Origin of the sequence: Sphaerochaeta halotolerans (genome assembly GCF_003429665.1) — a bacterium.
GTDB classification, from domain to species: domain Bacteria; phylum Spirochaetota; class Spirochaetia; order Sphaerochaetales; family Sphaerochaetaceae; genus Sphaerochaeta; species Sphaerochaeta halotolerans.
The window spans coordinates 1-25,488 of record NZ_QUWK01000021.1 but is presented as its reverse complement, the minus strand read 5'-3'; the positions used below and the strand labels follow the sequence as shown (position 1 = coordinate 25,488).

Sequence of the window (25,488 nt, the reverse complement as noted above, 5' to 3'; positions counted from 1 at the left end):
GCTTCTTCATGCTTCAATCATACAACACTTGACAAGTGAATAGTAGTGTTTCAATACAAATTGTCAAATAGAGCCTTTTTAATTGAATCCTTACAGATTATCGGTAGAACTTACCAGCCAATCGATGCAAGATGTTGATGAAAAGTGTTCTTACGTCATAGGTGGTGCAACAAAGTGAGGGATACTATTTTTGATTAAACATGTCTTCTTTGATTTGGGCCTTACGTTGGTTAAAAACAATCTCCCGGAAAGTTTCCATTCTTGTATTGAACGGGCTGGATATACTTTCTCATTGGAAGATGTGAAACTTGCCTACCATTTGGCTAATAAAGAATATATGAAAAACCATCCTGGAACATTAGGGAACAAATCAGAAGATACCTTGACTGGATATCTTTCAACCATTGCAAATTTTTTGCAAGGAGTTTCCCTTGGCCAACCATTTTTCAAGAAACATCTTGCTGATTTCCGTTCCATTTCCTGGGTCCCCTATCCCTGGACATTCCCGACATTGCAAGTATTGCATGATCAAGGCATTGATATCGGCTTGATATCGAACTGGGATCTTGGTTGTCGCACCGTCCTTGCCGAAACAAGATTGGATATTTTCCTCGATCCGATCATTATCTCAAGTGAGGTGCAGATTGAAAAGCCAGATAAAAGAATTTTCGAACATGCCATCAAATGCAAGGAATGGAAGAGTGAAGAATGCCTGTATGTCGGGGATAATTATTATGATGATGTTCTTGGTGCTACCCAGGTGGGTATGCACAGTTGCCTCCTCAATTTCTTTGGGGCTGCTGGTATTGAAGAACTGAATCACCCCTATATCCTTTCATCGATTCAAACTGTTCCTTCACTTATTGGTCAAGGAATATTTGATCAGGATCATATCGTATGAAAATCTCATGTAATGAGAGAAACAATTTCGTAGTTAGGAGTTCTAGATGAAAAAGTTGTCGATAGTAGTTTGCTTGTTTGCCCTGGCTATCTCTTCCATCACTGCTACAGGAGTGAAGGAAGTGAAACCCAACGAGGCAATGGTGCCTTCTGTGGTCCGGACAAATATCGGATCAGAACCAGATAGCCTCGATCCCTGGAAGTCGGCCGCCACTGATACTGAGGCAATCTTCCATAATGTGTTCGAAGGATTGATGCTTTACGATACGAACGGGAAGATGATCCCAGGGCTGGCAGAAAGTGTCGTTATTGCTCCTGATGGCCTTACCTATACTTTCAAGCTCAGAAAAAATGTCTTGTTCCATAACGGTAAACCCTTTGACAGTGCAGATGTAGTATATACCTATAACAATCTAACTGGAATGAGTGGTGAAAAAGCTGTATCGAGCAAATTCTCATTGATCAAGAATATCAATGCCCCTGATGCCTATACATTTGTAATTACTCTTGTAGAGCCTTCAGCGGGCTTCCTTTCCTTGACTTCAATTCCCATCGTACCGGAAGGGTATACCAACCAAGCAGAACATCCAGTCGGGACCGGCCCTTATCGGTTTGTGGAATATACTCCTGGGCAACGGATTGTCCTGGAACGCAACGAGGCCTATTATGACGCAAACAGAATGCCCAAAATCAAGCGGGCAGAAATTTACATCATGACCGATGAGGCTGCAATCGTCTCGGGCTTGCAATCAGGACAACTTGATTTTGCCTCCATTACAGCTGAGGATGCGAAACAACTCAGTTCTGATTATACTATTTACAATGCTCCCCAGAATATGGTCCAAATCTTTGCCTTGAACAATGAGGATCCAATCTTCTCAGATGTACGAGTCAGGCAAGCAGTCAATTATGCCTTGAATAAGCAAGATGTAATTGATGGGGTCTTTGGTGGGTATGCAACCAAGTTGGATTCGAACTTCAGTCCGGTAATGGGAATGTACTACAATGATACCCTGTCCGGTTATTATGAACAGAATCTCGCAAAGGCAAAACAATTGCTTCTTGAGGCCGGCTATCCAAATGGGTTCAAAATGACCATTACAGTGCCTTCCAACTATCAGGCACATATCGATACCGCCCAGATTTTTGCCCAGCAATTGGCTGCTATCGGAATAAAGGCTACCATCCAGCCAATCGAATGGGCCACATGGCTTGATCAGGTCTATACAAAGGCACAATACCAGTCAACCATCATCGGACTTACCGGGAAATTGGATCCCGATTCAGTACTGGGCCGGTATACAACGACTTATCCAATGAATTTCTTCAAGTTTTCCAACGCCCGTTACGATGCATTGATCACAAAGGCAAAAGTCGAGACAAACGACGCAGCAAGGATATCGATGTATAAGGAATGCCAGAAGATCCTTACCGAAAATGCTGCCGCCGTCTACGTTTGTGATCCCAATCTGACCGTTGCTGCCAGAAAAGATTTGAAGGGATATGTTTTTTATCCAGTCGGATTCATGGATCTCAGTACATTGTATTTTGAAGAGTAGAAGAGGATGTCCCCCAATGGTTCCGCCTGGTTTTTCCAGGCAGAATCGGGCGGATTGACTGTGCTACCGGGGAGGAGCGCTTTTTCATGGGATATTATGTTCGCAAGATACTTGGTTTTATCGTTACGTTGTTTTTGGTTTCGGTAATTACATTCTTGGTTTTTCAGATTCTTCCAGGGGACCCAGCGCTCGTAATTCTGGGAGTAGATGCTGACCCAGTCCAAATTGAAGCCTTGCAAAGGACCATGCATGTTGATGAACCAGTGGTTGAACGATACGTTTCTTGGGTGGGCAGTGCCTTGCATGGTAATCTTGGTATTTCCTTTCGGTACCAAAAACCTGTATCAGGTATCATTGCAGACTGTTTTTCGGTAACGGCCTTGCTTGCCCTGTTTACCTTGGTCCTTACAATTCTAATCGGATTGCCGATAGGCATCTGGCTTGCAAAACATGACAAAGCCAAGTATATAGTTCCTTTCTCCTTGGTTTCCCAGCTGGGGGTATCGATACCTTCCTTTTGCATGGGCATTTTGCTGATCAGCATTTTTACGGTCAAGCTTCGTTGGTTCCCTTCCCTTGGGTTCACTCCCTGGTCACAAAACCCACTGGCTTGTATCAAGGGCTTGTTCCTTCCCTCTTTTTCCCTCTCCCTGGGGACTTCGGCTGTATTGATTCGTTATCTTAGGGTAAGCATCATCTCGGAGCAAAAATTGGACTATGTCCGAACGGCGAGAAGCAAGGGACTTGATGAGAATACAGTCTTGCAACGACATGTACTGAGAAACTCGTTGATACCGGTCATTACGATATTCGGAATGCTGGTTGCCGACGTCTTGGGAGGAAGCATCATCATCGAGAATGTGTTTTCACTTCCGGGAATTGGGAAACTGATAGCGACTTCCATTGCAACCCGTGATTTACCTCTCATTCAGGGCTTGGTAATGTATCTGGCCTGTATCGTGGTTGTGTGCAATGCAAGTGTCGATCTGTTGTATTCCCTGATTGATCCACGGATTCGTCTTCTTTAGGAGTTTTCAATGAAGCGCAATTTCCCCTTACGGAGATATTTTTCCAATATACATTTCGCCATAGGTTTTTATATGGTAATGACCGTAGTTTCTTTGATGATCCTAGGGTTCTTTTATATACCCTATGATCCCAATGCAATTGACATCGCACATAAATTGCAAGGGGCTACAACTGCCCATATTTTGGGTACTGACCAATTGGGCAGGGACATCTTCTCAAGGGTTTTGGTTGGTACCCGGGTCTCTTTGCTCATCGGTATCCTGGTTGTTGGTTTTGGGGTATTGATAGGGACGCCTCTGGGTGCGCTGTCTGGATATTTCGGGGGAAAGACTGATGAGGTTATCATGAAAGTAATCGATACGCAAATGGCCTTTCCCGGAATCCTGCTTGCCCTGATGATTATAGCGGTTTTTGGAACAAGCCTGCAAAACACGGTCCTTGCCTTGGGGCTCATGTCCATTCCTCGTTTTACCAGGATTGCAAGAAGCGGGTTCATGAAATACAGAAATGCTGAATTCGTCCAAGCTTCGCGGGCAAGGGGCGCTTCGCATGCTCGTATCCTGGTCTTGCACATCCTTCCCAATATTGTCCCGGAATTGCTGGTGACAGCCTCCCTTGGGTTTGCCAGTGCAGTGATGAGTGAGGCGGGTCTGAGTTATCTGGGCCTGGGCATGCAGCCTCCAAATCCCAGTTTCGGAAAAATGTTGAGTGAGGCCCAAAACTATATTTTGCAAGCGTGGTGGTATGTCTTGATCCCCTCAGTTGCCATTTCGCTCTTGGTCATGGGATTCAATTTGCTTGGGGATGGCCTGCAGAGCATAAACCAGCAATAGGAGGTGCATCATGGAAAAGGAAAGAAAAGCTATTTTGGAAATTGAACACCTGCACCTCGATTATCGTATCGGAGGGAGATTTTGCCATGCAGTACACGATGTGTCCCTGACAATACATTCAGGAGAAATCCTTGCCCTTGTAGGGGAATCCGGGTGCGGGAAAACCCAGACAGCCCTGGCCTGTATGGGCTTGCAGCCGGAGTCGGCACATATCGGAAAAGGAAAAATCTATTTTGAAGGAAGGGAACTTCTTTCCCAAAGCAAGCAGCAGTGGAATACCCTGCGGGGGAAAGGGATATCAATGATTTTCCAGGAACCCATGACAGCCTTGAACCCCTTGGTGAAGGTTGGAAAACAAATCGAGGAAAATGGTCGCAATCATGGATTGGGAAAGATACAGGCACGGGAATCGACGTTGTCCATGATGGAAAAAGTGGGATTGCCTGATGTCGGGCGTTTATATTCCTCTTATCCTCACCAGTTGTCAGGAGGAATGCGGCAACGGATAATCATCGCCATGGCCTTGATCAATGACCCTCCCTTGCTTATAGCCGATGAACCCACGACAGCCCTGGATGTCACCATCCAAAAACAAATAATGAGCTTGATGAAAACATTGAATAAGGAATTGGGAACTGCCATAATGCTCATTTCCCATGACCTTGGGGTGGTAAGTCATTTATGTGACTATGTGCATATCATGTATGCGGGAACCATCGTCGAAAATGGACCGGTGCATATGATACTCAACAAGCCATTGCATCCGTATACCAAGGGGCTTCTGGGCTCAATTCCCAGCTATGGCAAAAAGGACCAGAGGCTTGACTCCATCGCAGGAATTGTACCTTCCTTGGAAAACAGGCCCCAGGTTGGGTGCCAGTTTTACAACCGGTGTACACAAAGAATGGCTTCTTGCAAAAACATAAGCCCCCATGCAACTATGAGAGATGGCCATATGGTAGCTTGCCATCTATATCCAGAGGAAGCGTAAAACAATGAGACAACATGATATCCTGGTGGAATGCAGCCAATTGGTAAAAGAATACAAGGGTACAAGGAATAAACCTGTCAGAGCTGTACATGATCTTTCCTTTTCCATACGACAAGGAGAGACTTTTGGTCTGGTGGGAGAGTCAGGATGTGGGAAATCAACCCTTGGCCAATTGATGGTCCGTCTTCTGGAACCTACCTCGGGTACGGTACGGTACACCAATTTTCAGGACGGCCGGGGGAACCGCAAGCAAGAAAAAGCCATGCGGAAAGAAAACCAGATTATCTTTCAGGATCCCTATTCATCGATCAATCCAAGAAAGAGAATCGGATGGTTGGTGGAAGAACCCCTGATAATCCATGGCATTGGAAAGGATGCACAAGAACGCAAGGCGATGGTATGTTCCATACTCAAGGAGGTAGGGTTGGATGATTCCTATCTGGACCGTTGGCCACGCGAATTGTCCGGAGGGCAACGCCAACGGGTTGCCATAGCCATTGCCCTGATACTCAATCCTTCCTTTGTGGTGTGTGACGAAGTGGTTTCTGCCCTGGATGTCTCAGTACAGGCTCAAGTTCTGAACCTGTTGCAGGAATTGCAAGAGAAGTTTGGATTGACCTATCTGTTTATTTCCCATAACCTGCAAGTTGTCTCCTACCTTTCTGATCGTATAGGGGTAATGTATTTGGGTGGTCTGGTAGAGATGGGGGATACCGAACAGATTTACCACCACTGCCTGCACCCATACACAAAGGCATTGTTCTCTGCTTCTGTCGATGCTTTTGACTCGGTAAAGGAAGATCTGCTTCTTTCCGGGGATATTCCCAGTCCTTCACGGTCTCCCTCTGGGTGTCCTTTTCATACACGATGCATCTCCTGCATGAAACGTTGCATTGAGGAAAATCCCAGTATGGTTGAAGTCTCGCCAGGTCATTTTTGTGCCTGCCATTTGATACAAGGAATGAATACATGAAAGTCGCCATGATTTCCGATATCCATGTTGATGTTAATGGTTCCTATGATATCGTCGGTTCCCTTGTCCAATGCCTCAAGGAACAGAAACCCCAATTATTGGTATTGGCGGGGGATATCAGTGGGAATATAGAAACCACACTGTCTACCGTGGAGGCCATTGAATCAAGAAGCGGGGTCCGGGTTCTTTTTGTTCCCGGGAACCATGACCTGTGGAGCGAAGATTTTGCCTCGGCACCGACTGAAGAAATCTATTCCAGATTCTGTGAGGACAGCCATTGCTTATGCGGTCATCCGTTCACCATCGGGAACACTGTCGTCATCGGCGACATTGGTTGGTACGACTATAGTTTCGGGTCCTCGAATTACAGCAGGGACGAGTTTTCCCTGATGAGAAACAGGGGGAGGGTCTGGCAAGACCTCTTGAGAAATCAATGGACGGCAGACAATATCGCGAGGAATGATTTCTTTTTGCATCGGTTGGAAAAACAGATGATGATGCAACAAAGGGACAAGCATTTTCTCATGGTCACCCACATGGTACCGATCCGCGAAATGACCGTTCCCAACAATCGAGAGGATTGGGGATATTTCAATGCTTTTCTCGGAAGCGAGGAGCTTGGAATACTCTATAAGCGGTATCCGGTACGATATGCTTTGTTCGGACATGTCCATTACAGGCAGTCCATTGACCGTGACAACATACATTGGTCTTGTCGGTGTCTCGGGTATCATCATGAATGGAGGTCATCCCATGGCCTTTCATGCCTTGAGCAGATAGAAAATGCCCTTGAATTCATTGAAATCGGGTAAGGAGCCAACTGTGGGAAAGAGATATCTTCTATCCGACACTCATTTCTGTGATGAAAGGATCCTGCGTTATGAAAGCAGGCCCTTTGCTTCAGTCCAGGAGATGGATACCGCTCTCATTGAGCATTGGAATGGGATTGTCAAAAGCGAGGATACGGTGTTCGTCCTTGGGGATTTCTCTGCAGGGGATGAAGAGACCACAAAGGAAATCCTTTCCTTGTTGCAAGGGGAGAAGGTGCTGGTAATGGGGAACCATGACCAGCAGAGGACTCCTTTGCAGTGGCGTACCCTGGGGTTCTCTGAGGTTTCAAGGTGGCCGATACTCTATGAGGGTTTTTACATTCTCTCACATGAACCGGTCTACATATGCAATACAATGCCCTATGCAAATATTTTTGGGCATGTGCATGGGAATCCGGCATACAAGGACTACTCTTCCCAGAGTTTTTGCGTAAGCGTGGAAAGAATCAACTACACGCCCATTCTATTTGAGGATATAAAGCTTGCAATGATTCTGGAGACATCCTGATTCCTGTGGATTTTGTGGATTTTCTTCCTGTGAACCGGTACCCGTACCGGGTCTTTTCTTATCACGCTCTCAGTGCCCTAAAAACACGCTTTTTGTGGGAAATGTGACAATTCTTCCTGGTACCGATAATATTCGGGGTGATGAAGGCAAAGGACCTGAGGGACGACATCCCCAGGTTGGTTGAAAGGGAGCTACGCAAAAGACGACTCAAGCATGGGTTGCCAGCGGCTGGATGACCACTGGGCTTCTATGTACAAAAATCAAGAAATTCAGATTGTATAGTCTAACCGGTTGGGAAAGTTGTAATGAGATAAAATATATTCACACACCTCTCGAACAGCCCCTTCACCGCCCTTCAGTTTCGTAATAAATTTTGCAGCTTGCTTTATTTCCTCTGGGGCATTAGGCACGCAACAGCCAAACCCAACATTCTGAATGCATTCAAGGTCATTTATATCATCACCTAGATAGGCTACCTCTGAAAGTGAAATATTATAGCGTTCACACAACTCTTTCAGTATAGGAAATTTGTCTTTTATACCTATATAACATTCTTTGATATTAAGCTTTTTTGCCCTATTCTCAACAATAACAGAATTTTCTCCAGTGATTATTCCAACAATAATTCCTTGTTTCTGGACAAGCGAAATACCCATACCATCTTTGGTATTAAATTTTTTCAACTCTTCTCCGTTATTAGAATAATACATTCCTCCATCAGTTAAACAACCATCACTGTCTGTCACAAACATTTTGATTTGTTTAGTCTCTAGTTTAGGCTGTTTATTTTTCTTCAGAATGGCTTCAATTATTTCCCAATCGCTAGGTTCATCAATCTCGAGATATGTTTCTTCAGGCATTTCTACAACTTGGATTTTCCCAGAAATCCTATTCTTACTGTGCAACAATGATGTTTTCTTTGTTATATAGAAAGCTCCGTTTTCAACTAGAAAACCATCAAAATCTTGGCGTCTAGGACGTGAAAAAGAATCATAATTTACTGGGTAAAACCTCTCTTCTCGCTTTTCCCAAATGAATCTTTTCTGCCGTACAACTGATAACACACTATCAATCCCAGGCTCTCGAAACGCTGAAAACCCTTGTGTTAAATCAGTAGATTGAAGTAAAGGAGAAGTTGCTTGAATCAGACAAATATTCTCAAAATCATATTTTTCTGCAAACTCTAACATAGCACTTTCTGTCGTTGCTGTATCATTTGCAGTCTCGGGAGATCGATCAATAACAACAATCTTACTTGATCCATACGCTTTCACAACTTCTTTGATCTGAGGAGAATCTGTTGATACATATATTGCATCAATATCATTACATTCATTTGCAGCATCAAGAACCCAATAAATTAAAGGACGTGCATTAATCAATTTAATATTTTTTAGAGGGATTGATTTACTGCCCCCTCTAACAGGAATAAAGGCAACATTCATAGCGACACTCCCAATCAATGTTTTCTATATTTAAGTTTGTCACGCTGAATTTGCTCTATTGGTAAGATTTCTTCTCTCTTTGATTGTAGAGCTTTATGAACCGCATTTAAATCCCGCACAAGTCTCCGGACGCCATCAGGTTCTAAAGATGCAGCATGATCAGTTCCTTTCCAAGTCCTATCAAGAGTGTAATGTCGTTCGATTATACTAGCCCCCAACGTATAAGCAGCAATATCAACAGCAATACCAAGATGGTGACCAGAAAAACCTATAGCTTTCACTTTATTTTCATAAAGCTGCTTAAGCCTTGATATTTCTAAAAGGCAAATATCTGAGAAGGGAACAGGATAACCAGAGGTACAACTATAGATGACCAAATCCTGGGAACGTGATTTAGAGATAAAAAGATCAACAATTCTTCCTTCTTCTTCTTTTGTCGTCATACCAAGTGAAACATGAATCTCTCCTAGATAATTATCACATAACCACTCCAACATTTCCCAGTGGGTATTACAGGCAGAGGGAATTTTTATCATCTTCGGATTGAGTGCAGTTATCGATTTTGCTGAGGTTAGATCCCATACTGATGTACTATAGCCAATATTATATTCTTTACACCACTCTATCAATTGCTTATGTTCTTCTATCGAAAACTCTAAAAACTCTCTATGCTCTCCATAAGTTATTCCATAAGAATTTGCAGGGTCCGGATGAGGAGCATTATACTGTTCCTCTGTCAATAACTCTCTATTATTTCGCTTTTGAAACTTTACAATATCAGCTTTACAAAAAAGAGCTGCCGTAGCAATCATCTCTTTGGCAATGTGCATATCACCCTTATGATTGCATCCGATTTCAGCGATTATTACTGGTTTTTTATACATTCTATGCCTTCTTTACTTTAATGAGAGTATTATTTGTCACTTACTGCAATTACTAATTCCTGCCGATTAACATAAAATAAATCTAGCAATATTCATGAGTTAACAATTTGTATTATTTCATTAAAAACTGGGGTTGTTACAATATCTTCTTTTTCGGTGTCTAATTGTCTCTTTCTAAAACCACATTCTTCAAGACCCGTTAACACAGTTTTACCACGAAACACCTTTTCAATCTCAGATAGGGTTTTCTCAGGAAGAGGAAAATATTTATACAGAAGTATTACTACTGCATCAAGGTCTTGGAACATTATGTTAGTGGCAACAGAAGAAAAAGGAGTAAGCAGTATTGGCTTTGAGTAATTGTACATTATTTCTCCGGGCAAATCTTGAAATATTGGATCAAGTATCTCTATATTAGGAAATTTCTTTACTAACTCGTCAAACTTATTTCTTTTTTCTCTTTGATGCAATTTTATGCCAACGTGCAACTCCAAGGGGATGTTATCAAATATAGTACTCATCCCTTGCATTTCTTGTTCCTTAGAAACTAAACCATCTTCACTCAAAGGTTGGCTAAAATATATACAATCACAGTCATGATTTATTGTTTGATTATTTGAGAATAATTTTAAAAAGCTTACCATGTATTTCTTACAAAATACGTTTGATTGTTGCAAAATTGCTTCTCTCTTCTTTGTTTTACTAAATAGGTCTGGATATTTACAAATTACATAATCCCACAGATTACTCTGCCCTTGAGCATATGAAGTTTCTTTTGGCAATCCAAGGACTAATTTTATTAATTTCGTACGAACTGGTATTTGCCCGCACGATGAGGCATAAAGCCCATTGCCTTCTTCTACTAATACAATTTTAGCTTCTGAATACTTTTTGAAAAATCTTATTACTTCAATATCAAGATAATTATTATCTTTAAACACAACCAAAAGACCCGCATTTTTAACTACTTCAAAATGTGCATATAAAATTTTCTTCACATTTCCTTTATTGGTATGAATATTAATAAATGTTGCAACTTTACTAGGGACATACCCATTCATCTTACTAAATATTGGTATACTCGCTATAGTCACATTCCAACTAGCATGTAAATTCGGAGGTAACTTGAGAATAGTTCCTCTCCAAATTATTGTACTATGGAATCCAAAATATTCATGTAAATATTCTGAATATACAAAGCTAATGTATAAAGTATATAAATTAAAACAACTAAATACAATTTCTTTCTTTTTGCAAACCTGCTGTAATTCCATACTATCCAAGTTATTTCCTATAAAATTCTCTGTAATTTATGTTTCTTCAATAGAGAAGAAATTAGAATTCTATTACGATATATCAACATTAGTAAATAAACACCTACAATCACACACTTATACAAAAAATTCCCCCAATGAAACACAGCTTCATATTTGGTGTAACTGAATATCAGCCCTAAACCAATTAATAGGATACTAGGCAGAATAGTACGTATCATTCCAAATACATCAAACATGCCCTGATTATATTTCCTGGAAAGTATCACTACTATAATAACAATACAAATCTTTGCAATAAGAAAAGACAGAGCGGCTCCATACATTCCAAATCGTGGAATTAATATTGCAGCAAGTGAAATATCAAGAAAGCTTCCAGATACAGACGCATAGAATATTTTTCTTGCAGCTTCTTGGTGGTAAAAAAGAATATTGACATAAAAGTAATAAATCGACTTAACAGAGAAAGCAACTACAAGGATAGGAACAACTTTCCATGCTAGAGCATAACGGCTATGTGTCATTAGAAGGATAACTTCCTGTGAGAAAAGGCCAATCCCCAGATAAATAACTGAATACAATGATAAGAGAATTTTTGCAAATTCCATCTGATCAATATCAGACTTCCCTTTTCCTTCATGTAACACGTTAAAAAACCAAGGAGTAAATGCTTTATTGACAGAAATCTGGAATAGATCAATCAGACTCCCAAATTGCATTGCTATACCATACAAACCAACTGAAGCAAGGGAAGCAGAATTATTGATAAAAATCTTTGAAACAAATGAAGCTATGCTAGTAGATAAATTATGGGGAATAATTGGAATAGAATAAGAAAGTGCACGTTTTAAAAGCTTCCAATTAAAAGAGAACGAAAGCAAATTTCGTTTTCTCAAATCAAATACCATAAAAATACTGTAGATAAAACTGATGATAGCTTGAGATAGGAGTACGCCTACAGGACCTAACTTTAGAACTACTACAAATACAATCGTAATTCCTGTTTGCAGGAGAAAGACGATTACACTCAGTGAAGCAAGAAATTTTCCTTTCTGTATAGCTTTCAGAATATTTTCATGAATTGTATGGAGACTTTGAAATAATAGCGTAATCAGTGCAATCAGCACGTAGGGATAGAATGGAATGCCCGTAAATAGGAACCTTACCATCACCTTGGAGAACAAGATACTTACACCTAAAAATATCATCCCCATGATGAAAGTAAAAATTATTATTGATCCAAATAGAGATTTTACTTTCTCTTGGTCTTCTTTATATTCCACGTAGAACCGGGGAATGGCTGCATAGAGAGAGAAGGAGACAATAAAAGTAGCAACACTTAAAAATGAATGAACGAGGTTAGTAATACCATAGTCACCAGGTGAAAGATATGCAGTATAGACAGGAAGAAGGAAAAAACCAAAAGCTTTTACCAAGAACGAACTAAATGTATAATAAAAGGAGTTCGCTAATACGGTTTTCTTTCCACTCATGATTTCTTGGGACTTCTTGAATCGTCATTCATGGAAGCTATTGCTATACCTTTACACAGCAACTCACTATGCGCTTCGCACTCAACTATATTCTGGAGAACCAGTAGCTTTCTTTTCGGATATAACCACTTGATCAACCGTCCTTTAAAGATATACCGATCAAATCTTGAAAACCACTTTCCAAAAGGGGACAAAATTGATAGATAGGAATATACCATGGTCTTTGAGAACTCTGCATATTTTCTATCAATAACCCCTTGTAGTAAAACCTCTTCAGATCTCTTTTTTAAACCATCTAGTATGACTTTCTTTTCTTCACCCTCTGCAGTACATACTGTACCACTCTTATCATCCTTACACTTGATAGGAATGAATGAAAGTACTGGCTGCTTTCCTTTCTGAAGTTCATATGCAAGTAAAAGGCTTTGCTTAGAAAGAGGATGTTTCATATCAAATATGAAATTCCCTTGCCCGTATACAATATCTCCATCTTGATAGTGCTCATAAGCACCAATACAATGGCTATGTTGGCACACGACAAGATTTGCACCCTTCTCTACTAAATATCGACTCACCTTCTGTAATCCAGGAGATGGATACTGATAATATTCCTTCCCTCCATGGTAGAGCACAATCAATATATCGAGTTGATATTCATCTTTCAAAGATTTGACTACATCTCCAGTTACAAGTGCATCAAACGGATTGGCACCCGGGCTCTCTTCTGTAGCTATGGAAAATTCATGTTCAGCACAAGCATAAAAACCGATTCTCCAACCTTTTTTCTCTACAACATGGATTGATTGAACTGCCTCGCTTAGATTATTACCCACACCAACAAAAGGTATACCATTCTCAGATAACAGAGAGAGTGTATCCGACAATCCTTTCTCTCCATAGTCCAGAATATGATTGTTTGATAACCCAACCACTGTAGGATTCAGTGCCTTTATACCATTTATAGTTTCTGGAAGTGCACGTAGGTTTGGTCCATTCTTTTCAATCGGAGTGTCACTCGTAGTAAGTGGACACTCTAGGTTCAATGATGAAATATCAGCCTTCTGAAAGGCTTCATACAGAGAATCGCCTAACAAGGAAGACATATCACCCTTTACAAAGAGTTCTTGATTGGATTGGGTTGGAACCATGTCTCCAGCTATGAGTATGGAGAAAGTTGTATCGTTCAAGAAAGTTTCCTTCATTACAGTAGTATGGATAGAGAACCATAAATCAAACTTCTGGTTTCTTAACTTCTGTATCATATACAGTTTCAGTTAAGCTAGAAACTAAATAATCATCGTTCATAAGTTTTAAATAGAGATCAAAGCCTTTTTGTGATGAAAGCACAATTTTCCCATCCTCCTCATATTTAAATTGGTTCAATCACTTTTTTGGTGTGATTGGGATAATAATGACATCTCGATCCTAGAAAGTAAAGCAGCCTGAGCTGAAGGCGGTTGCAAAAGGAAGGGTCGTCCCTGTAATGTTTATTTATCATAATCAACACACAGGAGGACTGATCTGAGTCCGGTTTAGAGGACACTTTTTGAGTGGGTCCAGTAAGATCCTGATTTCTGCCGATGTGGATTTTGTGGATTTTCTTCCTGCGAACCGGTACCCATACCGGTTCCTTTCTCATCACGTGATCGTGATCTGAATAAGGGTTGATAGACACCTTCTGACCAAGTCTAGCAAGATCCTGATTCCCAAGTGTGTGGATTTTGTGGAAGTTCTACCTGGTACCTTGAATCGTCAAATCACGCTCTCAGTGCCCTAATTCGGCGGTTTTTGTGGATAATATGACAATTCTTCCTGGTACCGATAATAAACCATTCGCCACCTGCCGATACTTCATCACCACATCGATGGTATCCTGCTTGATGACCACCCTTTCGACCGCACCTACCAAGGCATCGGAATCGAATTCCTCAACCAATCGCCATGACAACCCGAGAGTATCCGAGAGGGTCTTTAGAAGCTGATCGAACGGTTGGTGCAGCTGCGCTGCTTCCTGTCCCTGCGCCTTCTACAGCTACACACCAGATAATCATATCTGACCTGCGTATGGTTTGGTGGACACTTTCTGAGTGGTATCTATCGGAAAACAGAAGAAGGCTCCATGAGAGATGTTATAGCCCATAGTACAGTAGAAACTCCTTTAGAGATTCTATTATTAATATTGATTAGCATAATCCAAAAAAAATGACAATTTCTTCGGATGTGGATTTTGTGACAGTTCTACCTGGTACCGATAATACAAGCTGGCACCACTTCTCAATGAGGTGGATTTCTTTCCTGGAACAGATAATCCTTGTTTTTTTGTCACATAAAATATACAATTTTTGTGACTAGAAATAAAGGGGGGGGGAATGAAGCAAAAAACAACAATGGCACAAATCCAAAACCTTATCACCAACAAGAAACCCGGGACAGTCTTTACAATACGGGATTTCCAGGATATTGGCGACGGTCCTGCCATTCGCCAATGTCTCAAACGTCTTACCGACAATGGTACTATTCGTCGTATAGCACCCGGCATATATGACAAACCGTCATTCAACCCTTTTCTCAATGAAAACGAAGCCGTAGACATATATCAGACAGCAAAGAGTATTGCTCGTACAAATTCCTGGACTATCGCTCCGAGTGGAAATATCGCACTCAATTTGTTGGGACTTTCCACGCAAGTAAGTTCCAGCTGGTCTTTCGTTAGTGACGGCCCGTATAAGAAATATAACATTGGATCCAATACTATAGAATTCAAGCATCGGGCAAACCGGGAAATTACCGGTATGTCCGAGAAAACCCTACTCATCATCCAGGCACTCAAAGCCTTGGGAAAGGGGCAGGTAACAGATGCCCAACTCGCCAAAATACAAAAAAATTTAACAGGCAACGAAGCAGAAAAACTGTTGATTGAATCCCGTAATGCTTCTGCCTGGATTATAGAGGCAATTAAGAGAATCTGTGGAGAGATGCAATGTACAAAATAGCAAAGCTGAATGTTGATGATCGCCGAGCATTATTCCGAAATACCGCAGCAAAGATGCATTTGAACGAAGCGATTGTGGAAAAAGATTTCTGGGTATGTATCACACTTGAATATCTTTTCCATAAATGTCAGTTTAAAGATGCTTTTGCTTTCAAAGGCGGGACAAGCCTTTCAAAGGCATGGCATGTTATTGAACGTTTTTCCGAAGATATCGACTTGATTCTTGACTGGCGTATCTTAGGCTATGCAATAAAAGAGCCATGGGAATCGAGAAGCAACAAAAAGCAGGATCTATTCAATAAAGGTGCAAATGCACAAGCAGAACAGTTTATAGGTGAGAAGCTTGCGCCTCTGCTCATACATGATTTCACCCATATACTTGGAATCGATGCAGATATATCTGTTGATGCACAAGAACCACAGACCATCAATTTCAACTACCCGCATATTTTCGATTCTTCTGCCATTACGCAGGCGATCAGGCTTGAAATAGGACCGCTTGCAGCATGGACTCCTACAGAAGAGACAAGGATCGTTCCATACAGTGCAGAGCAATATCCACACGTCTTTACACAAAGATCAACAGAAATTCTTACGGTGCTTCCAGAACGCACTTTCTGGGAAAAGGCTACTATTCTTCATCACGAAGCACATCGTCCCGAAAATTCTGTCATGCCTTCTCGGTATTCACGACATTATTATGATTTGTATCGTCTTGCTCATTCAGATGTTAAGGAGAAAGCGTTCTTAAAGGTTGCATTACTTCAAAAGGTTGTTGATTTCAAGAAAAAATTCTACCCGCGTGGATGGGCAAAATATGACGAAGCAAAACCTGGGACATTCCGTTTGAATCCTCCTGCGCATAGCAAGAAAAAACTTGAGAGTGATTACAAAACAATGAAGGAAATGATCTATGGCGACTATCCTGATTTTGAGACACTTATGCAGTACATCGAACAGCTTGAAAACGAAATAAATGCATTGTGGAGAAAATGATCTGAGTCAGGTTCAGCAACCACTTTCTGAGAGGTGGGAAGAGGCTAGTAAGATCCAAATTTCTGCAGATATGGATTTTGTGACAGTTCTTCCTGGTACCGATAATAATAATGAATCTTATTTCACTTGAGCTTCGTTTTTAAATTCCAACCGATGAGAATATTATCTATCACTTTCGTTAGATTTTGATTCCATGGCTGATCTACCTTATTGGCTATGGCTTGTTTAAGAACTTTTTCATGATCTTTAGCATAAGACTGCATATCCTTCATAATCATCCAGTATTTAATGAATTGCTTATCAAGAGCTTTAGGAACATTACTCGGATAAAAGGACAATGTATATTTCCTATCCATCGGTACGCATAGATTGGGAAGCAAGAGATGGAGTGTCTTCGAATAGGTTACAAATCTTGAAGTTTTACCTCCTTTCATTAAATCCAAGGAAGTGAATAATTCTTTGATTTGTTCCTTTTTGCTATCAAAATCAATAGTCTCCAAACAAATATTTTGATCTCGTAGCTTTTGAATTCTATCCTTGTTTTCAAGTAAAGTAGCACGAAAACTATCAAAAGCATTCAGTTGCGCACCTCTGGAATTCATGCCCCAAGCAACAAGAATAACATACATGAGCTCAATATACTCGTCTGACAAAAGATCATCACGTTTGCAAAACATTATATACAGATACTTCCCAGGATCGTATGGCCGATATTCCAACTCTGTTACTTTCAGACAATCCGATATCTGTCTTTCATGAATTTCTTTCAAACTTCTCATTCTGACTCCTTCCTCTTCCCATCATCAATATTCTAGAAATGAACGGCTAACAGGTCCTTGTATTGGGAGAACTGCTGTAGGGATGCACTGGCCGCCTACTGTTCTATCTCTTCCTTTTAGGGAGGAGCCATTAAAGACGCAATAGCCAAAAGTACAGTAGAAACTCTTTTAGAGATTTCATTATTAATATTGATTAACTTGGTCCAAAAAAAAATGAAATTTCTACAGCTGTGGATTATGTGACAATTCTTCCTGGTACCGATAATAATATCCTGATTTCTGCCAATGTGGATTTTGTGGAAGTTCTTCCTGGTACCTAGAATCGTCAAATCACGCTCTCAGATGCCTAAAATGCCGGTTTTTGTGGATAATGTGACAATTCTTCCTGGTACCGATAGTATCCATTTCATAGAACCGACGAGATGACGCTTACCACAATAGTTTTCGCTAGAACATTTTGATCTGCGCACGGTTTGGACACTTTTTGGTCAAGTCTCGCAAGATTTCTCCCTCAAACTGTGTGGAAAATGTGACAGTTCTACCCGGTACCTCAAATCGCCAAATCACGCTTGCAGAGGCCTAAATTGCCATTTTTTGTGGAAAATGTGACAATCCTTCCTGGTACCGATGATAAAATGCCGTTTTTTGTGGAAAATGTGACAATTCTTCCTGGTACCGATATACTCCTGGCCCTTGGCTAGAGGATGGACCCATTCTTTGGGTATGACGTATTCGGTTTGATGCTCACGGTTTTTGTGGAAAATGTGACAATTCTTCCTGGTACCGATATAATCATATTATAGGTTTTGTCATAATTACAGCGTCCTTGAAAAAATCCCTATTTTTATTAAATAACACATAGGAATATGTAGATTCGTCATAAACACTTGGGTAACGAATACCTGAGATATGTAGATTATTGTCTGAAATAATCTTGTTGCAACATTGTGATAGGAAGTTTGAAATGAGATAGACTTCAGGTACTTTATCATTATCACTGCACTTAGGCTGTAAGCATTCAGTAAACACCAGATTTTGGCCTTTCGTAAGGTTCAAAAAATATGAATTTTCCTTTACCTTAGCTTTTAACATAGTGAACTTGATTCTTGTTCTTGTAGCCCTTGCTTCATGTTTCGCCGTTTGCCATGTAGAGGCCATATAAAGATGATTAACGCCAGCTGGATTAAATCTAGCCATTGCTACTTTTTCGACTGGCGCTTCGTACATCTTTTGAAGCGTAAAATCTATAGTTCTTCCTCTCTCTTCAGTCCATTTTCTACATCTGTATAAATATTCATTTTCTTTTAATAGGTAAAAATGTGAAGAGTTAATATCAGTTTTCAGTAATCGTTTCATTCCATTATATATCAGTTCTCCGGTTTTATTATTTATTCCAAGCATTGGATAAATAGCGAGGAAATTTCGAAAATCAATTATTTCTCTATCTTCAAGTTGAGGAAAAAGTTCTTGAAGATTATCTATAAAGGGTTTTTCCTCCAGCAAGAATTTAGTTCGTGTTGTATCAATATAAGGTACAAGTTTACAGTCTTCTTCATCAACAAACAGCTTGTCTGTTTTTGAGAATTGATTGGCTGAAGAAGCATATAATTTATAGATTTCTGGTATTAGGCTGTCTGACATATCGGACAAATGAGAAATTTTATCATTTATGCTATATGCTTCTATATTTTTATTAATTATATCTGCATATGTACTTAATTGTTTTTTTGTTGATAGATAGCCCTCAACTACAGTAGAAACTGATGGGTTATTTCTGATAATTTCTTCAATTTTTTTACTTGGGAGAAAATATTCACTTGAGATCTTATTAACTGCTTTCATTAAATTAGAATCATCAATTGCTTTAATGTATTGATCCAATTTCAGCGATCCTAATGATCTTTCAGAAACTTTGAAAGTTTCTACAGCAACTTTAGAAGCTTTCTCAAGTATCTGCGGATTATAGTATTTTTCAATATACTTACTTACTGACGGGCTAATTGTTTCCAAAGTATCACTGTATAATTTTGCAATTTCTGTACTCTTCTTGGTTATTTCTTTGAATTCAGCAGAATCAACTATTGGTTTCATGATATCAATAGCTCTTTTGGTTGTCTCAACTACCTCTGGTGGATATAATTCTGAAATTAATTCAATTGTTGTCTTATTAACTTGATTGCCGGAGTCCAAATCATTTCTAAGCACCTTCGATGCAGTACCGAGATTTGTCCGTTGGTTTGGGCACCCTTGTAAATCTTGTTTCTGGATTTCTTTTTCTGCTTGTTTAACAACAATGTTTTGATTAATTTTCTCTTCATTTTTAGAATTGCTATCGTCCATTTCCTATCCTCATATCTTCAGAAAGAGTTAATGATCATAATTGATGAGATTTAAAAAGTTTTCTATCAGTAAGTCGAGATAGTCTGATACAATTAACGACTAGAGTAAGAATTGCTAGACAAATTGACCTTTTTGATCTGCGCACGCTTTGGTAGACACTTTTATCCGAGAGTCTCGCAAGATCCATCTCTCAAACTGTGTGGAGAATGTGACAGTTCTTCCTGGTACCTCAAATCGCCATATCACGCTAATCTGCGCGCGTTTCATTAGTCACTTTTTGAAAGGCCCAAATCAGAAACTGTTCTGCAGGTGTATGGTTTTACTTAAGTCCTCCCCGGCACCGCCAACACTGATATACTGTAGGCCTTTAAGATACGGTGCAAGAAATTCCCATGACTAGTCCATCCGATCATACCGCCAAACAGTGCTGATCAGATGAAATTATCCTGCCTGTCCTCTCACATACACCCACGCGCCGAAACATCCAGGGCTATTACGAGAGTCATATTCAAACTGGAACCGGGGTATAAACAGAATGGATTCCTAGTGAGATAAAAAACACAGGAATCACTGAAGCAACAGCTGTCCTCAGAATCAATGCGAAGCTATTCCCCACAGAGATCCTTCTAATTGCTATAACGTTATCATAGAAATCATCCACAAGCTACAGAAAAATGGAATGCAGGATATATTTCTGAACAGGAATATGAAATGCACACAAAGCAGTGTAAAAGATAATGAGAGCCATAGCAGAGAAGTGACGATTCCATCTGATTTCTTTTTGGTTCAATGAAAATCTCGAGACCATGTAAGTGATGTTGCCTGGGCAAGTATGGGCTGAAAAGGGAAAGCCTGTGAGATTTCTTGGAGTTGTTGGATATTCAGCAAGTCAGTTTCAAGATGAGTACTCGAGGGATAATCGACGATCTTACCATATTATTGTTATCAATATTGTAATTGCGGGCTTAAAAAAATTTGAATTTCTGGATTGACCGTATCGTTAGCTGCCACAATAGTTTCGCTAGAACATTCGATCTGCGCACGCTTTTGTAGACACTTTCCGACCAAGTCTCGCAAGATTTCTCTCTCAAACTGTGTGGAAAATGTGACAGTTCTTCCTGGTACCTCAAATCGCCAAATCACGCTTCCAGGGGCCTAAAACGCCGATTTTTGTGGAAAATGTGACAATTCTTCCTGGTACCGATATATACCTCTCATACTCTGCCTGCGGAAGTTCGAGAAGGATATCAATATCGCTTGTGTCCACAGCTGTACCCCGTCCGTATGAACCAACATAGAGACTATGAGCTGTTTCGCTAGTGCTATTCCAGAATTCACTGTTGCTTGCTTTCGTTACAGTTCTATAGCGTGCCGAGATTGTGTTTCTGGTATCCTTAGAAATTATCCCAACATGCTTGGTTACATGAGAACTCATTACGGGTCAAACCTCCTTTCTGTGATCTGATTCCGGTTTAGAAAACACTGATCTGAGTCCGGTTTATTAGACACTTTTATTCTGAGAGTCTCGCAAGACCCATCTCTCAAACTGTGTGGAAAATGTGACAGTTCTACCCGGTACCTCAAATCGCCAAATCACGCTTCCAGTGGCCTAAAATGAAGGTTTTTGTGGAAAATGTGACAATTCTTCCTGGTACCGATGATACCATCCATGAAGGAGAGAGAGACGAGGCAAGAGAGATGAGGGTCTGGGCACGAAGCCAGGGCTGGACGGGCAGGAATGCGAGTCCGAAGCAAATGATTTAGGGATTACGAGGTCAGTCAAAAATCCCTCCTGCATCACAAGGAATCTTCTTGATGCAGGGGGTTAAAGTGATCTGTGCACGGCTTGGTAGACTGATGAAGTTATCCAGTGACCAAAATACCGATAATGGTCAACGTAAAAGCAAGCTCGAGAACCAATGGAAACAGTAGAAACTTCTTCCTCTTTCCTGCAGAATTCACAGAAGCTTTGACTCGTTCCCGGAGAGAGATATATGCCTGATAACCGTAAACAGAAACTGATGGACCTTGGCCTTGAGACTCTTGTTGATACCCTGTTGGAACTGGCAAGCAATATTTCCCAAGTCGATGACAGGATCAACATGCTCATATCAAGCGAGCAAGAGAATCTCGAAAGATTCAGACGAAAGTTAACAGCATTGAAAAACTCCACCCAATTCATTGATTCCAGGATGACTTATTCCTTTGCAAAGGTTCTGGAGAGAATGCTTGCAGACATTGAAGAAAGGATAACAGATCCCTGTAATGGATTGGAACTGATTGCACAGTTCATTGAGACCGATGAATTTGTCTTAGAGACGTGCGACGATTCCTATGGCACAGTTGCTGAAGTCTATCTGCAAGCTGCCAAGGATCTGTTTTTCCAGTATGCCTCATCCTGTCAGGACAAAGAGAAGGTGGCAACCCTGTTTTTGCGAGTGTCCGAAAAGGATGCCTACGGTGCGCGATCTTCACTCATGGAGAATCTCACAGAATTCCTTGGAGACCCGGTGTTGGCCCTCATACTGGATAAATTGCAGGTATTGGTGGAAAATGAGAAAGAAGAAAAGAAACAGAGATCCTATGCAAGGATGATTGCATCCATACGCAACCAGCAGGAGGAAGCGAATCTCTTTGCAGCTGCCCTGCAAGGCAAGCAGGTAGAACTGCCGACACCCAGGATGCTTGCACTAGCACGTGTTTTCTGTGAGAAGCAGGATGCTGAGTCGGCACTTGCTTGGGTCAAGAGGATTCCTGCAAACGATTCTTCCAATCGTTATGAGGTTGAAGAAATCCTGAAGGAAATCTATGCAATGCAAGGCGACCGTGAAAGCCTCATCGCCCTTCTCTATAAGAACTTCAAGTCCTATCGTACGCTCGATGCCTTGGAAGAACTCTTGCTCGTGATGGGTCAAGAGAAGCGGGAGGAGGTCCTGGCAAACGAGGTGACCTCAATTTGTCAGAATCCTTCCTTCGATGACCAGGATGCGCAGTTTTTGTCGGACGTAGGAATGATGGACGGGTTGGAAACCTATGTATTGGACAGGATACAGAGGTTGGATGGGGGAAATTACTATACCTTGCCTCGCATAGCGCAAAAGCTGGGGGAAAGTGGATGCTATCTCGCAGCCTCATTGCTCTATCGCAGCCTGCTGGATTCCCTGATGGAACGTGCTTATGCAAAGAGCTATCACCATGGGGTGGATTATCTCAATGCAATGGATGCTTTTGCCCCTCTGGTCAAAGATTGGAAAACCTTCCCTACCCATAATACATACAAGATGCACCTCTTGCTGGAAAATAAGAGAAAAAGAAGCTTCTGGGACCAATACAGGAGAAGCAAAGGGCTGTGACGCCTGTGATAGTAGGGATGAGAAAACAAAGCTGCACTTTGCTATGATGCTGGACCAAGACTTTTGCGCTGCTTCAACGGATACTTGTACCAGTCAATAATTGTACAAATATGGTTATACCTCTCCTTTTTTTAGAGTAGTCATCATCAGCTGTTACAATAGTTGATCTGCGTACGCTTTGATGGGCACTTTCTGATTGGTGCCATCTGGAGACAGAAGAGGGATCCATGAAAACTATAATGACCAATAATACAGTAGAAACTTTTTTAACGTTCACAATATTAATATTGATTTGATCTGTCCAAAAAAAATGAAAATTCCTTCGGATGTGGAAAATGTGACAATTCTTCCTGGTACCGATGATAAACCTGGTACCGATGGTGCAGCTGGTCGGGTAATGAAAAAGCCTAGGCCACCGCGTAGCGGTTTAGTACAATAATAACTCTATTTAAAAAGGTTTAAAAATACTTTGAGGATTTTCAGAATTTAAACGACCATAAAATTCTATCGCATATCGGTCCGTCATTCCAGCAATGAAATCACATACTAGCCTGTTCTTTGCAGTATTTGTTGGCAAAATTTCATATATTTTCTGAAAGTCAGCTGGCAAAAGCTTATGCCCCTCTTCATCACTATTAGTTAAGACAGCGAAAATACTTCTAATAATATCATATCCACGAAACTCTGAAATTTTTAGCTTAGGAGAGTTTATTAAATTAATAAAGCAATAATGCTTAAGAACTTCAACATTCTTTTTTGTTTCTTCATCTAAATAAACTTTTGATTGTGTAGGATCTTCTTCATTTATATCGACCTTTACGCCTAGGATAAACCAATGCACTAAAAATGATGTAGAACTTGTGCGAATATACCCGTTTTGAGAAAACCATTTGGATGCTTCATAAGAAGAAGTCACTTTTTCAAGCAGCTCATAAAGCTTTAGTGTAGCAGAAGGATCATCGCCCCCTTTATATTCCCCAAAAGGTTCCGTAATTGGGGCTAGAGTAGACCCAAAGATTTCTAACAAACGCCTCTTCACTTCATCAGAAGTTATAAAATCTCGCCCCTCTGTTTCATTAATTTTCTTTGCTATCTGCCCAGTGATACCAGACCCACAAGAAATAATATCAAAAGGTGTAATAAATTCAGCCTTCAAAGCATCTTCGATGTCATACGTAGAATACGCAATATCATCTGCAATATCCATAATCTGACATTCTATAGTTTTAAATGGTTTATCTGATGATACATTTTGGCGGATATTGCTTTTTATTGTATCAATCATTTCTGAATCGATAGAATAATATCCTTTAACCAATTTATCAGTTTTTTTCCTACAATAAGGAATAATCTGATCATATTTCAATGCCGACGCTACTACCCGATGAGTTAGATTCAACCCCAACCTTTTATCGACCGCTTTTTCATACCCTGTAGCATAGTTAGCTCCAGGACCCATTTCTTTCTTTTCAGTTCTTAATAGAATATGGAGCGTTTGAGCATTGCCCTCAAATCCTCCAGTACTCTTCATACAATCATCTAATGCTTTTTCTCCATTATGGCCAAAAGGAGGATGTCCTAAGTCATGTATTAATCCAGCTATTTCACAGATATCAGGATTGATACTATTTTCCCCCATTTTAAAGAATTCAACATCGTGATTAATCTTGATAGCAATATCTTTTGCAATTTGTGCAACTTCTAAAGAATGAGTTAATCGGTTTCGGAAAAAATCCGTTTCATCACCAGGAAAAAGCTGAGTTTTCCCTTGTAGTCTTCGAAACGCTGGAGAGTGGAGAATTCGAGCATAATCCCGGCGAACATCAGTTCTAGATGCGTCTTGGGGAAGATCTCCTTTATTCGATTCAATAGGTTTTAAACGATGAAAATCTTTCTCCGTATACAAACTCATAACTATTTGTGTTGTCTAGCTTCGATCACGAGTTTGCGGAGAGAGCTATTAATTACTGGCTTTCCTTCAAAGTGTTTTGTTTCCTTAACTTGGTTCGTTGCCTTAATAAAGGCTGGATTACTTTTTGCAATCGACTTTTCCATAAAAGTATGACCTCCTTTGAAATAACAGGGAACTCTCTTTTCAAGTCCAAATATATAATAATTGCGCTATCATTTTTAAAATGATAGAAACAGTATATTAAATGGGTCTAAAAAATGCAAACAATTTTGATGGGTTTTTCTATTAAGCTAATGATCTACGTAAGTGTTGATAGACACTGATCTACGTAAGTGTTGATAGACACTGATCTACGTAAGTGTTGATAGACACTGATCTACGTAAGTGTTGATAGACA

At 40.5% G+C, this 25,488-nt stretch carries 23 protein-coding genes; 12 read left to right on the top strand and 11 right to left on the bottom strand.

Annotated features, from left to right (window positions below; genetic code table 11):
- Positions 1 to 190: 190 nt before the first annotated feature.
- The 8 genes from DYP60_RS13300 (at position 191) to DYP60_RS13265 (ending at position 7,623) form a co-directional block, all read left to right on the top strand.
- A complete protein-coding gene (locus tag DYP60_RS13300) occupies positions 191 to 901 on the top strand; it encodes an HAD family hydrolase (protein ID WP_160526358.1) in 711 nt (236 codons plus the stop codon).
- A 46-nt stretch (positions 902 to 947) separates the two neighbouring features.
- Positions 948 to 2,459, top strand: a complete 1,512-nt coding sequence (locus DYP60_RS13295) for an ABC transporter substrate-binding protein (RefSeq protein WP_117331508.1) — start codon at positions 948 to 950, stop codon at positions 2,457 to 2,459.
- 86 nt (positions 2,460 to 2,545) lie between these two features.
- Entirely contained in the window at positions 2,546 to 3,487 is a 942-nt protein-coding gene (locus DYP60_RS13290) for an ABC transporter permease (protein WP_117331507.1), read from the top strand.
- 9 nt (positions 3,488 to 3,496) lie between these two features.
- Positions 3,497 to 4,321: an ABC transporter permease gene (locus tag DYP60_RS13285; RefSeq protein WP_117331506.1), complete on the top strand. Its 825-nt coding sequence runs from the start codon at positions 3,497 to 3,499 to the stop codon at positions 4,319 to 4,321.
- A gap of 10 nt (positions 4,322 to 4,331) precedes the next feature.
- Entirely contained in the window at positions 4,332 to 5,312 is a 981-nt protein-coding gene (locus DYP60_RS13280) for an ABC transporter ATP-binding protein (RefSeq protein ID WP_117331505.1), read from the top strand.
- Positions 5,313 to 5,316: 4 nt separating this feature from the next.
- On the top strand, positions 5,317 to 6,285 hold the full coding sequence (locus DYP60_RS13275; RefSeq protein ID WP_117331504.1) for an ABC transporter ATP-binding protein: 969 nt from the start codon (positions 5,317 to 5,319) through the stop codon (positions 6,283 to 6,285).
- Positions 6,282 to 7,097, top strand: coding sequence for a metallophosphoesterase (locus DYP60_RS13270; RefSeq protein WP_117331503.1), 816 nt, complete (start codon positions 6,282 to 6,284; stop codon positions 7,095 to 7,097). The genes DYP60_RS13275 and DYP60_RS13270 overlap by 4 nt, the downstream gene beginning before the upstream one ends.
- A 10-nt stretch (positions 7,098 to 7,107) precedes the next feature.
- Positions 7,108 to 7,623, top strand: coding sequence for a metallophosphoesterase (locus tag DYP60_RS13265; RefSeq protein ID WP_117331502.1), 516 nt, complete (start codon positions 7,108 to 7,110; stop codon positions 7,621 to 7,623).
- A 269-nt stretch (positions 7,624 to 7,892) separates the two neighbouring features.
- Here the strand turns inward: DYP60_RS13265 and DYP60_RS13260 are convergent, their stop codons facing one another.
- The 6 genes from DYP60_RS13260 to DYP60_RS14080 all read right to left on the bottom strand — a co-directional run bounded on the left by DYP60_RS13260 (position 7,893) and on the right by DYP60_RS14080 (position 14,667).
- Positions 7,893 to 9,068: an N-acylneuraminate cytidylyltransferase gene (locus DYP60_RS13260; RefSeq protein ID WP_117331501.1), complete on the bottom strand. Its 1,176-nt coding sequence runs from the start codon at positions 9,066 to 9,068 to the stop codon at positions 7,893 to 7,895.
- 14 nt (positions 9,069 to 9,082) lie between these two features.
- Positions 9,083 to 9,952: an N-acetylneuraminate synthase family protein gene (locus DYP60_RS13255; protein ID WP_117331500.1), complete on the bottom strand. Its 870-nt coding sequence runs from the start codon at positions 9,950 to 9,952 to the stop codon at positions 9,083 to 9,085.
- 92 nt (positions 9,953 to 10,044) lie between these two features.
- Entirely contained in the window at positions 10,045 to 11,226 is a 1,182-nt protein-coding gene (locus DYP60_RS13250; RefSeq protein WP_117331499.1) for a polysialyltransferase family glycosyltransferase, read from the bottom strand.
- A 17-nt stretch (positions 11,227 to 11,243) separates the two neighbouring features.
- On the bottom strand, positions 11,244 to 12,719 hold the full coding sequence (locus DYP60_RS13245; RefSeq protein WP_117331498.1) for a lipopolysaccharide biosynthesis protein: 1,476 nt from the start codon (positions 12,717 to 12,719) through the stop codon (positions 11,244 to 11,246).
- Positions 12,716 to 13,921 (bottom strand): CapA family protein, encoded by a 1,206-nt coding sequence (locus tag DYP60_RS13240; protein ID WP_117331497.1) that lies wholly within the window; start codon positions 13,919 to 13,921, stop codon positions 12,716 to 12,718. Before DYP60_RS13240 ends, DYP60_RS13245 begins: the two co-directional genes overlap by 4 nt.
- Before the next feature lie 563 nt (positions 13,922 to 14,484).
- Positions 14,485 to 14,667 (bottom strand): hypothetical protein, encoded by a 183-nt coding sequence (locus DYP60_RS14080; RefSeq protein ID WP_133299352.1) that lies wholly within the window; start codon positions 14,665 to 14,667, stop codon positions 14,485 to 14,487.
- Positions 14,668 to 15,088: 421 nt separating this feature from the next.
- Between DYP60_RS14080 and DYP60_RS13230 the strand changes: the two genes are divergently transcribed.
- Together DYP60_RS13230 and DYP60_RS13225 are read left to right on the top strand one after the other, a co-directional pair.
- Positions 15,089 to 15,712, top strand: coding sequence for a DUF6088 family protein (locus tag DYP60_RS13230; RefSeq protein WP_206363147.1), 624 nt, complete (start codon positions 15,089 to 15,091; stop codon positions 15,710 to 15,712).
- The gene (locus DYP60_RS13225; RefSeq protein WP_117331495.1) at positions 15,700 to 16,707 is read left to right on the top strand and encodes a nucleotidyl transferase AbiEii/AbiGii toxin family protein; all 1,008 of its coding nucleotides are present in this window, start codon (positions 15,700 to 15,702) and stop codon (positions 16,705 to 16,707) included. The genes DYP60_RS13230 and DYP60_RS13225 overlap by 13 nt, the downstream gene beginning before the upstream one ends.
- Before the next feature lie 122 nt (positions 16,708 to 16,829).
- On the opposite strand, the gene DYP60_RS13220 is transcribed toward DYP60_RS13225, so the two are convergent.
- The 3 genes from DYP60_RS13220 to DYP60_RS14780 all read right to left on the bottom strand — a co-directional run bounded on the left by DYP60_RS13220 (position 16,830) and on the right by DYP60_RS14780 (position 21,261).
- Positions 16,830 to 17,486 (bottom strand): hypothetical protein, encoded by a 657-nt coding sequence (locus DYP60_RS13220; protein WP_117331494.1) that lies wholly within the window; start codon positions 17,484 to 17,486, stop codon positions 16,830 to 16,832.
- Positions 17,487 to 18,278: 792 nt separating this feature from the next.
- On the bottom strand, positions 18,279 to 19,826 hold the full coding sequence (locus DYP60_RS13215) for an RES domain-containing protein (RefSeq protein WP_117331493.1): 1,548 nt from the start codon (positions 19,824 to 19,826) through the stop codon (positions 18,279 to 18,281).
- 1,126 nt (positions 19,827 to 20,952) lie between these two features.
- Positions 20,953 to 21,261, bottom strand: coding sequence for an SMODS domain-containing nucleotidyltransferase (locus DYP60_RS14780; RefSeq protein ID WP_117331492.1), 309 nt, complete (start codon positions 21,259 to 21,261; stop codon positions 20,953 to 20,955).
- A 191-nt stretch (positions 21,262 to 21,452) separates the two neighbouring features.
- On the opposite strand from DYP60_RS14780, the gene DYP60_RS14365 reads away from it, so the two are divergent.
- Complete coding sequence (locus DYP60_RS14365) at positions 21,453 to 21,590, top strand: hypothetical protein (RefSeq protein ID WP_206363146.1); 138 nt, start codon at positions 21,453 to 21,455, stop codon at positions 21,588 to 21,590.
- Between the two features lie 230 nt (positions 21,591 to 21,820).
- The gene (locus DYP60_RS13205; protein WP_117331491.1) at positions 21,821 to 23,179 is read left to right on the top strand and encodes a DUF6880 family protein; all 1,359 of its coding nucleotides are present in this window, start codon (positions 21,821 to 21,823) and stop codon (positions 23,177 to 23,179) included.
- A 448-nt stretch (positions 23,180 to 23,627) separates the two neighbouring features.
- On the opposite strand, the gene DYP60_RS13200 is transcribed toward DYP60_RS13205, so the two are convergent.
- Entirely contained in the window at positions 23,628 to 25,091 is a 1,464-nt protein-coding gene (locus DYP60_RS13200; RefSeq protein ID WP_117331490.1) for a deoxyguanosinetriphosphate triphosphohydrolase family protein, read from the bottom strand.
- 2 nt (positions 25,092 to 25,093) lie between these two features.
- Entirely contained in the window at positions 25,094 to 25,234 is a 141-nt protein-coding gene (locus tag DYP60_RS14360) for a hypothetical protein (protein ID WP_165849592.1), read from the bottom strand.
- Positions 25,235 to 25,488: the final 254 nt, after the last annotated feature.

Bases quoted from the DNA above. Each gene is read 5' to 3' on its own strand.
- DYP60_RS13230 (WP_206363147.1), top strand. From the start codon at position 15,089: ATGAAGCAAAAAACAACAATGGCACAAATCCAAAACCTTATCACCAAC.
- DYP60_RS14360 (WP_165849592.1), bottom strand. From the start codon at position 25,234: ATGGAAAAGTCGATTGCAAAAAGTAATCCAGCCTTTATTAAGGCAACG.
- DYP60_RS13290 (WP_117331507.1), top strand. From the start codon at position 2,546: ATGGGATATTATGTTCGCAAGATACTTGGTTTTATCGTTACGTTGTTT.
- DYP60_RS13200 (WP_117331490.1), bottom strand. From the start codon at position 25,091: ATGAGTTTGTATACGGAGAAAGATTTTCATCGTTTAAAACCTATTGAA.
- DYP60_RS13295 (WP_117331508.1), top strand. From the start codon at position 948: ATGAAAAAGTTGTCGATAGTAGTTTGCTTGTTTGCCCTGGCTATCTCT.
- DYP60_RS13220 (WP_117331494.1), bottom strand. From the start codon at position 17,486: ATGAGAAGTTTGAAAGAAATTCATGAAAGACAGATATCGGATTGTCTG.
- DYP60_RS13255 (WP_117331500.1), bottom strand. From the start codon at position 9,952: ATGTATAAAAAACCAGTAATAATCGCTGAAATCGGATGCAATCATAAG.
- DYP60_RS13260 (WP_117331501.1), bottom strand. From the start codon at position 9,068: ATGAATGTTGCCTTTATTCCTGTTAGAGGGGGCAGTAAATCAATCCCT.
- DYP60_RS13285 (WP_117331506.1), top strand. From the start codon at position 3,497: ATGAAGCGCAATTTCCCCTTACGGAGATATTTTTCCAATATACATTTC.
- DYP60_RS13225 (WP_117331495.1), top strand. From the start codon at position 15,700: ATGTACAAAATAGCAAAGCTGAATGTTGATGATCGCCGAGCATTATTC.
- DYP60_RS13270 (WP_117331503.1), top strand. From the start codon at position 6,282: ATGAAAGTCGCCATGATTTCCGATATCCATGTTGATGTTAATGGTTCC.
- DYP60_RS13245 (WP_117331498.1), bottom strand. From the start codon at position 12,719: ATGAGTGGAAAGAAAACCGTATTAGCGAACTCCTTTTATTATACATTT.
- DYP60_RS13280 (WP_117331505.1), top strand. From the start codon at position 4,332: ATGGAAAAGGAAAGAAAAGCTATTTTGGAAATTGAACACCTGCACCTC.
- DYP60_RS13205 (WP_117331491.1), top strand. From the start codon at position 21,821: ATGCCTGATAACCGTAAACAGAAACTGATGGACCTTGGCCTTGAGACT.
- DYP60_RS13215 (WP_117331493.1), bottom strand. From the start codon at position 19,826: ATGGACGATAGCAATTCTAAAAATGAAGAGAAAATTAATCAAAACATT.
- DYP60_RS13240 (WP_117331497.1), bottom strand. From the start codon at position 13,921: ATGAAGGAAACTTTCTTGAACGATACAACTTTCTCCATACTCATAGCT.
- DYP60_RS13275 (WP_117331504.1), top strand. From the start codon at position 5,317: ATGAGACAACATGATATCCTGGTGGAATGCAGCCAATTGGTAAAAGAA.
- DYP60_RS13250 (WP_117331499.1), bottom strand. From the start codon at position 11,226: ATGGAATTACAGCAGGTTTGCAAAAAGAAAGAAATTGTATTTAGTTGT.
- DYP60_RS14780 (WP_117331492.1), bottom strand. From the start codon at position 21,261: ATGAGTTCTCATGTAACCAAGCATGTTGGGATAATTTCTAAGGATACC.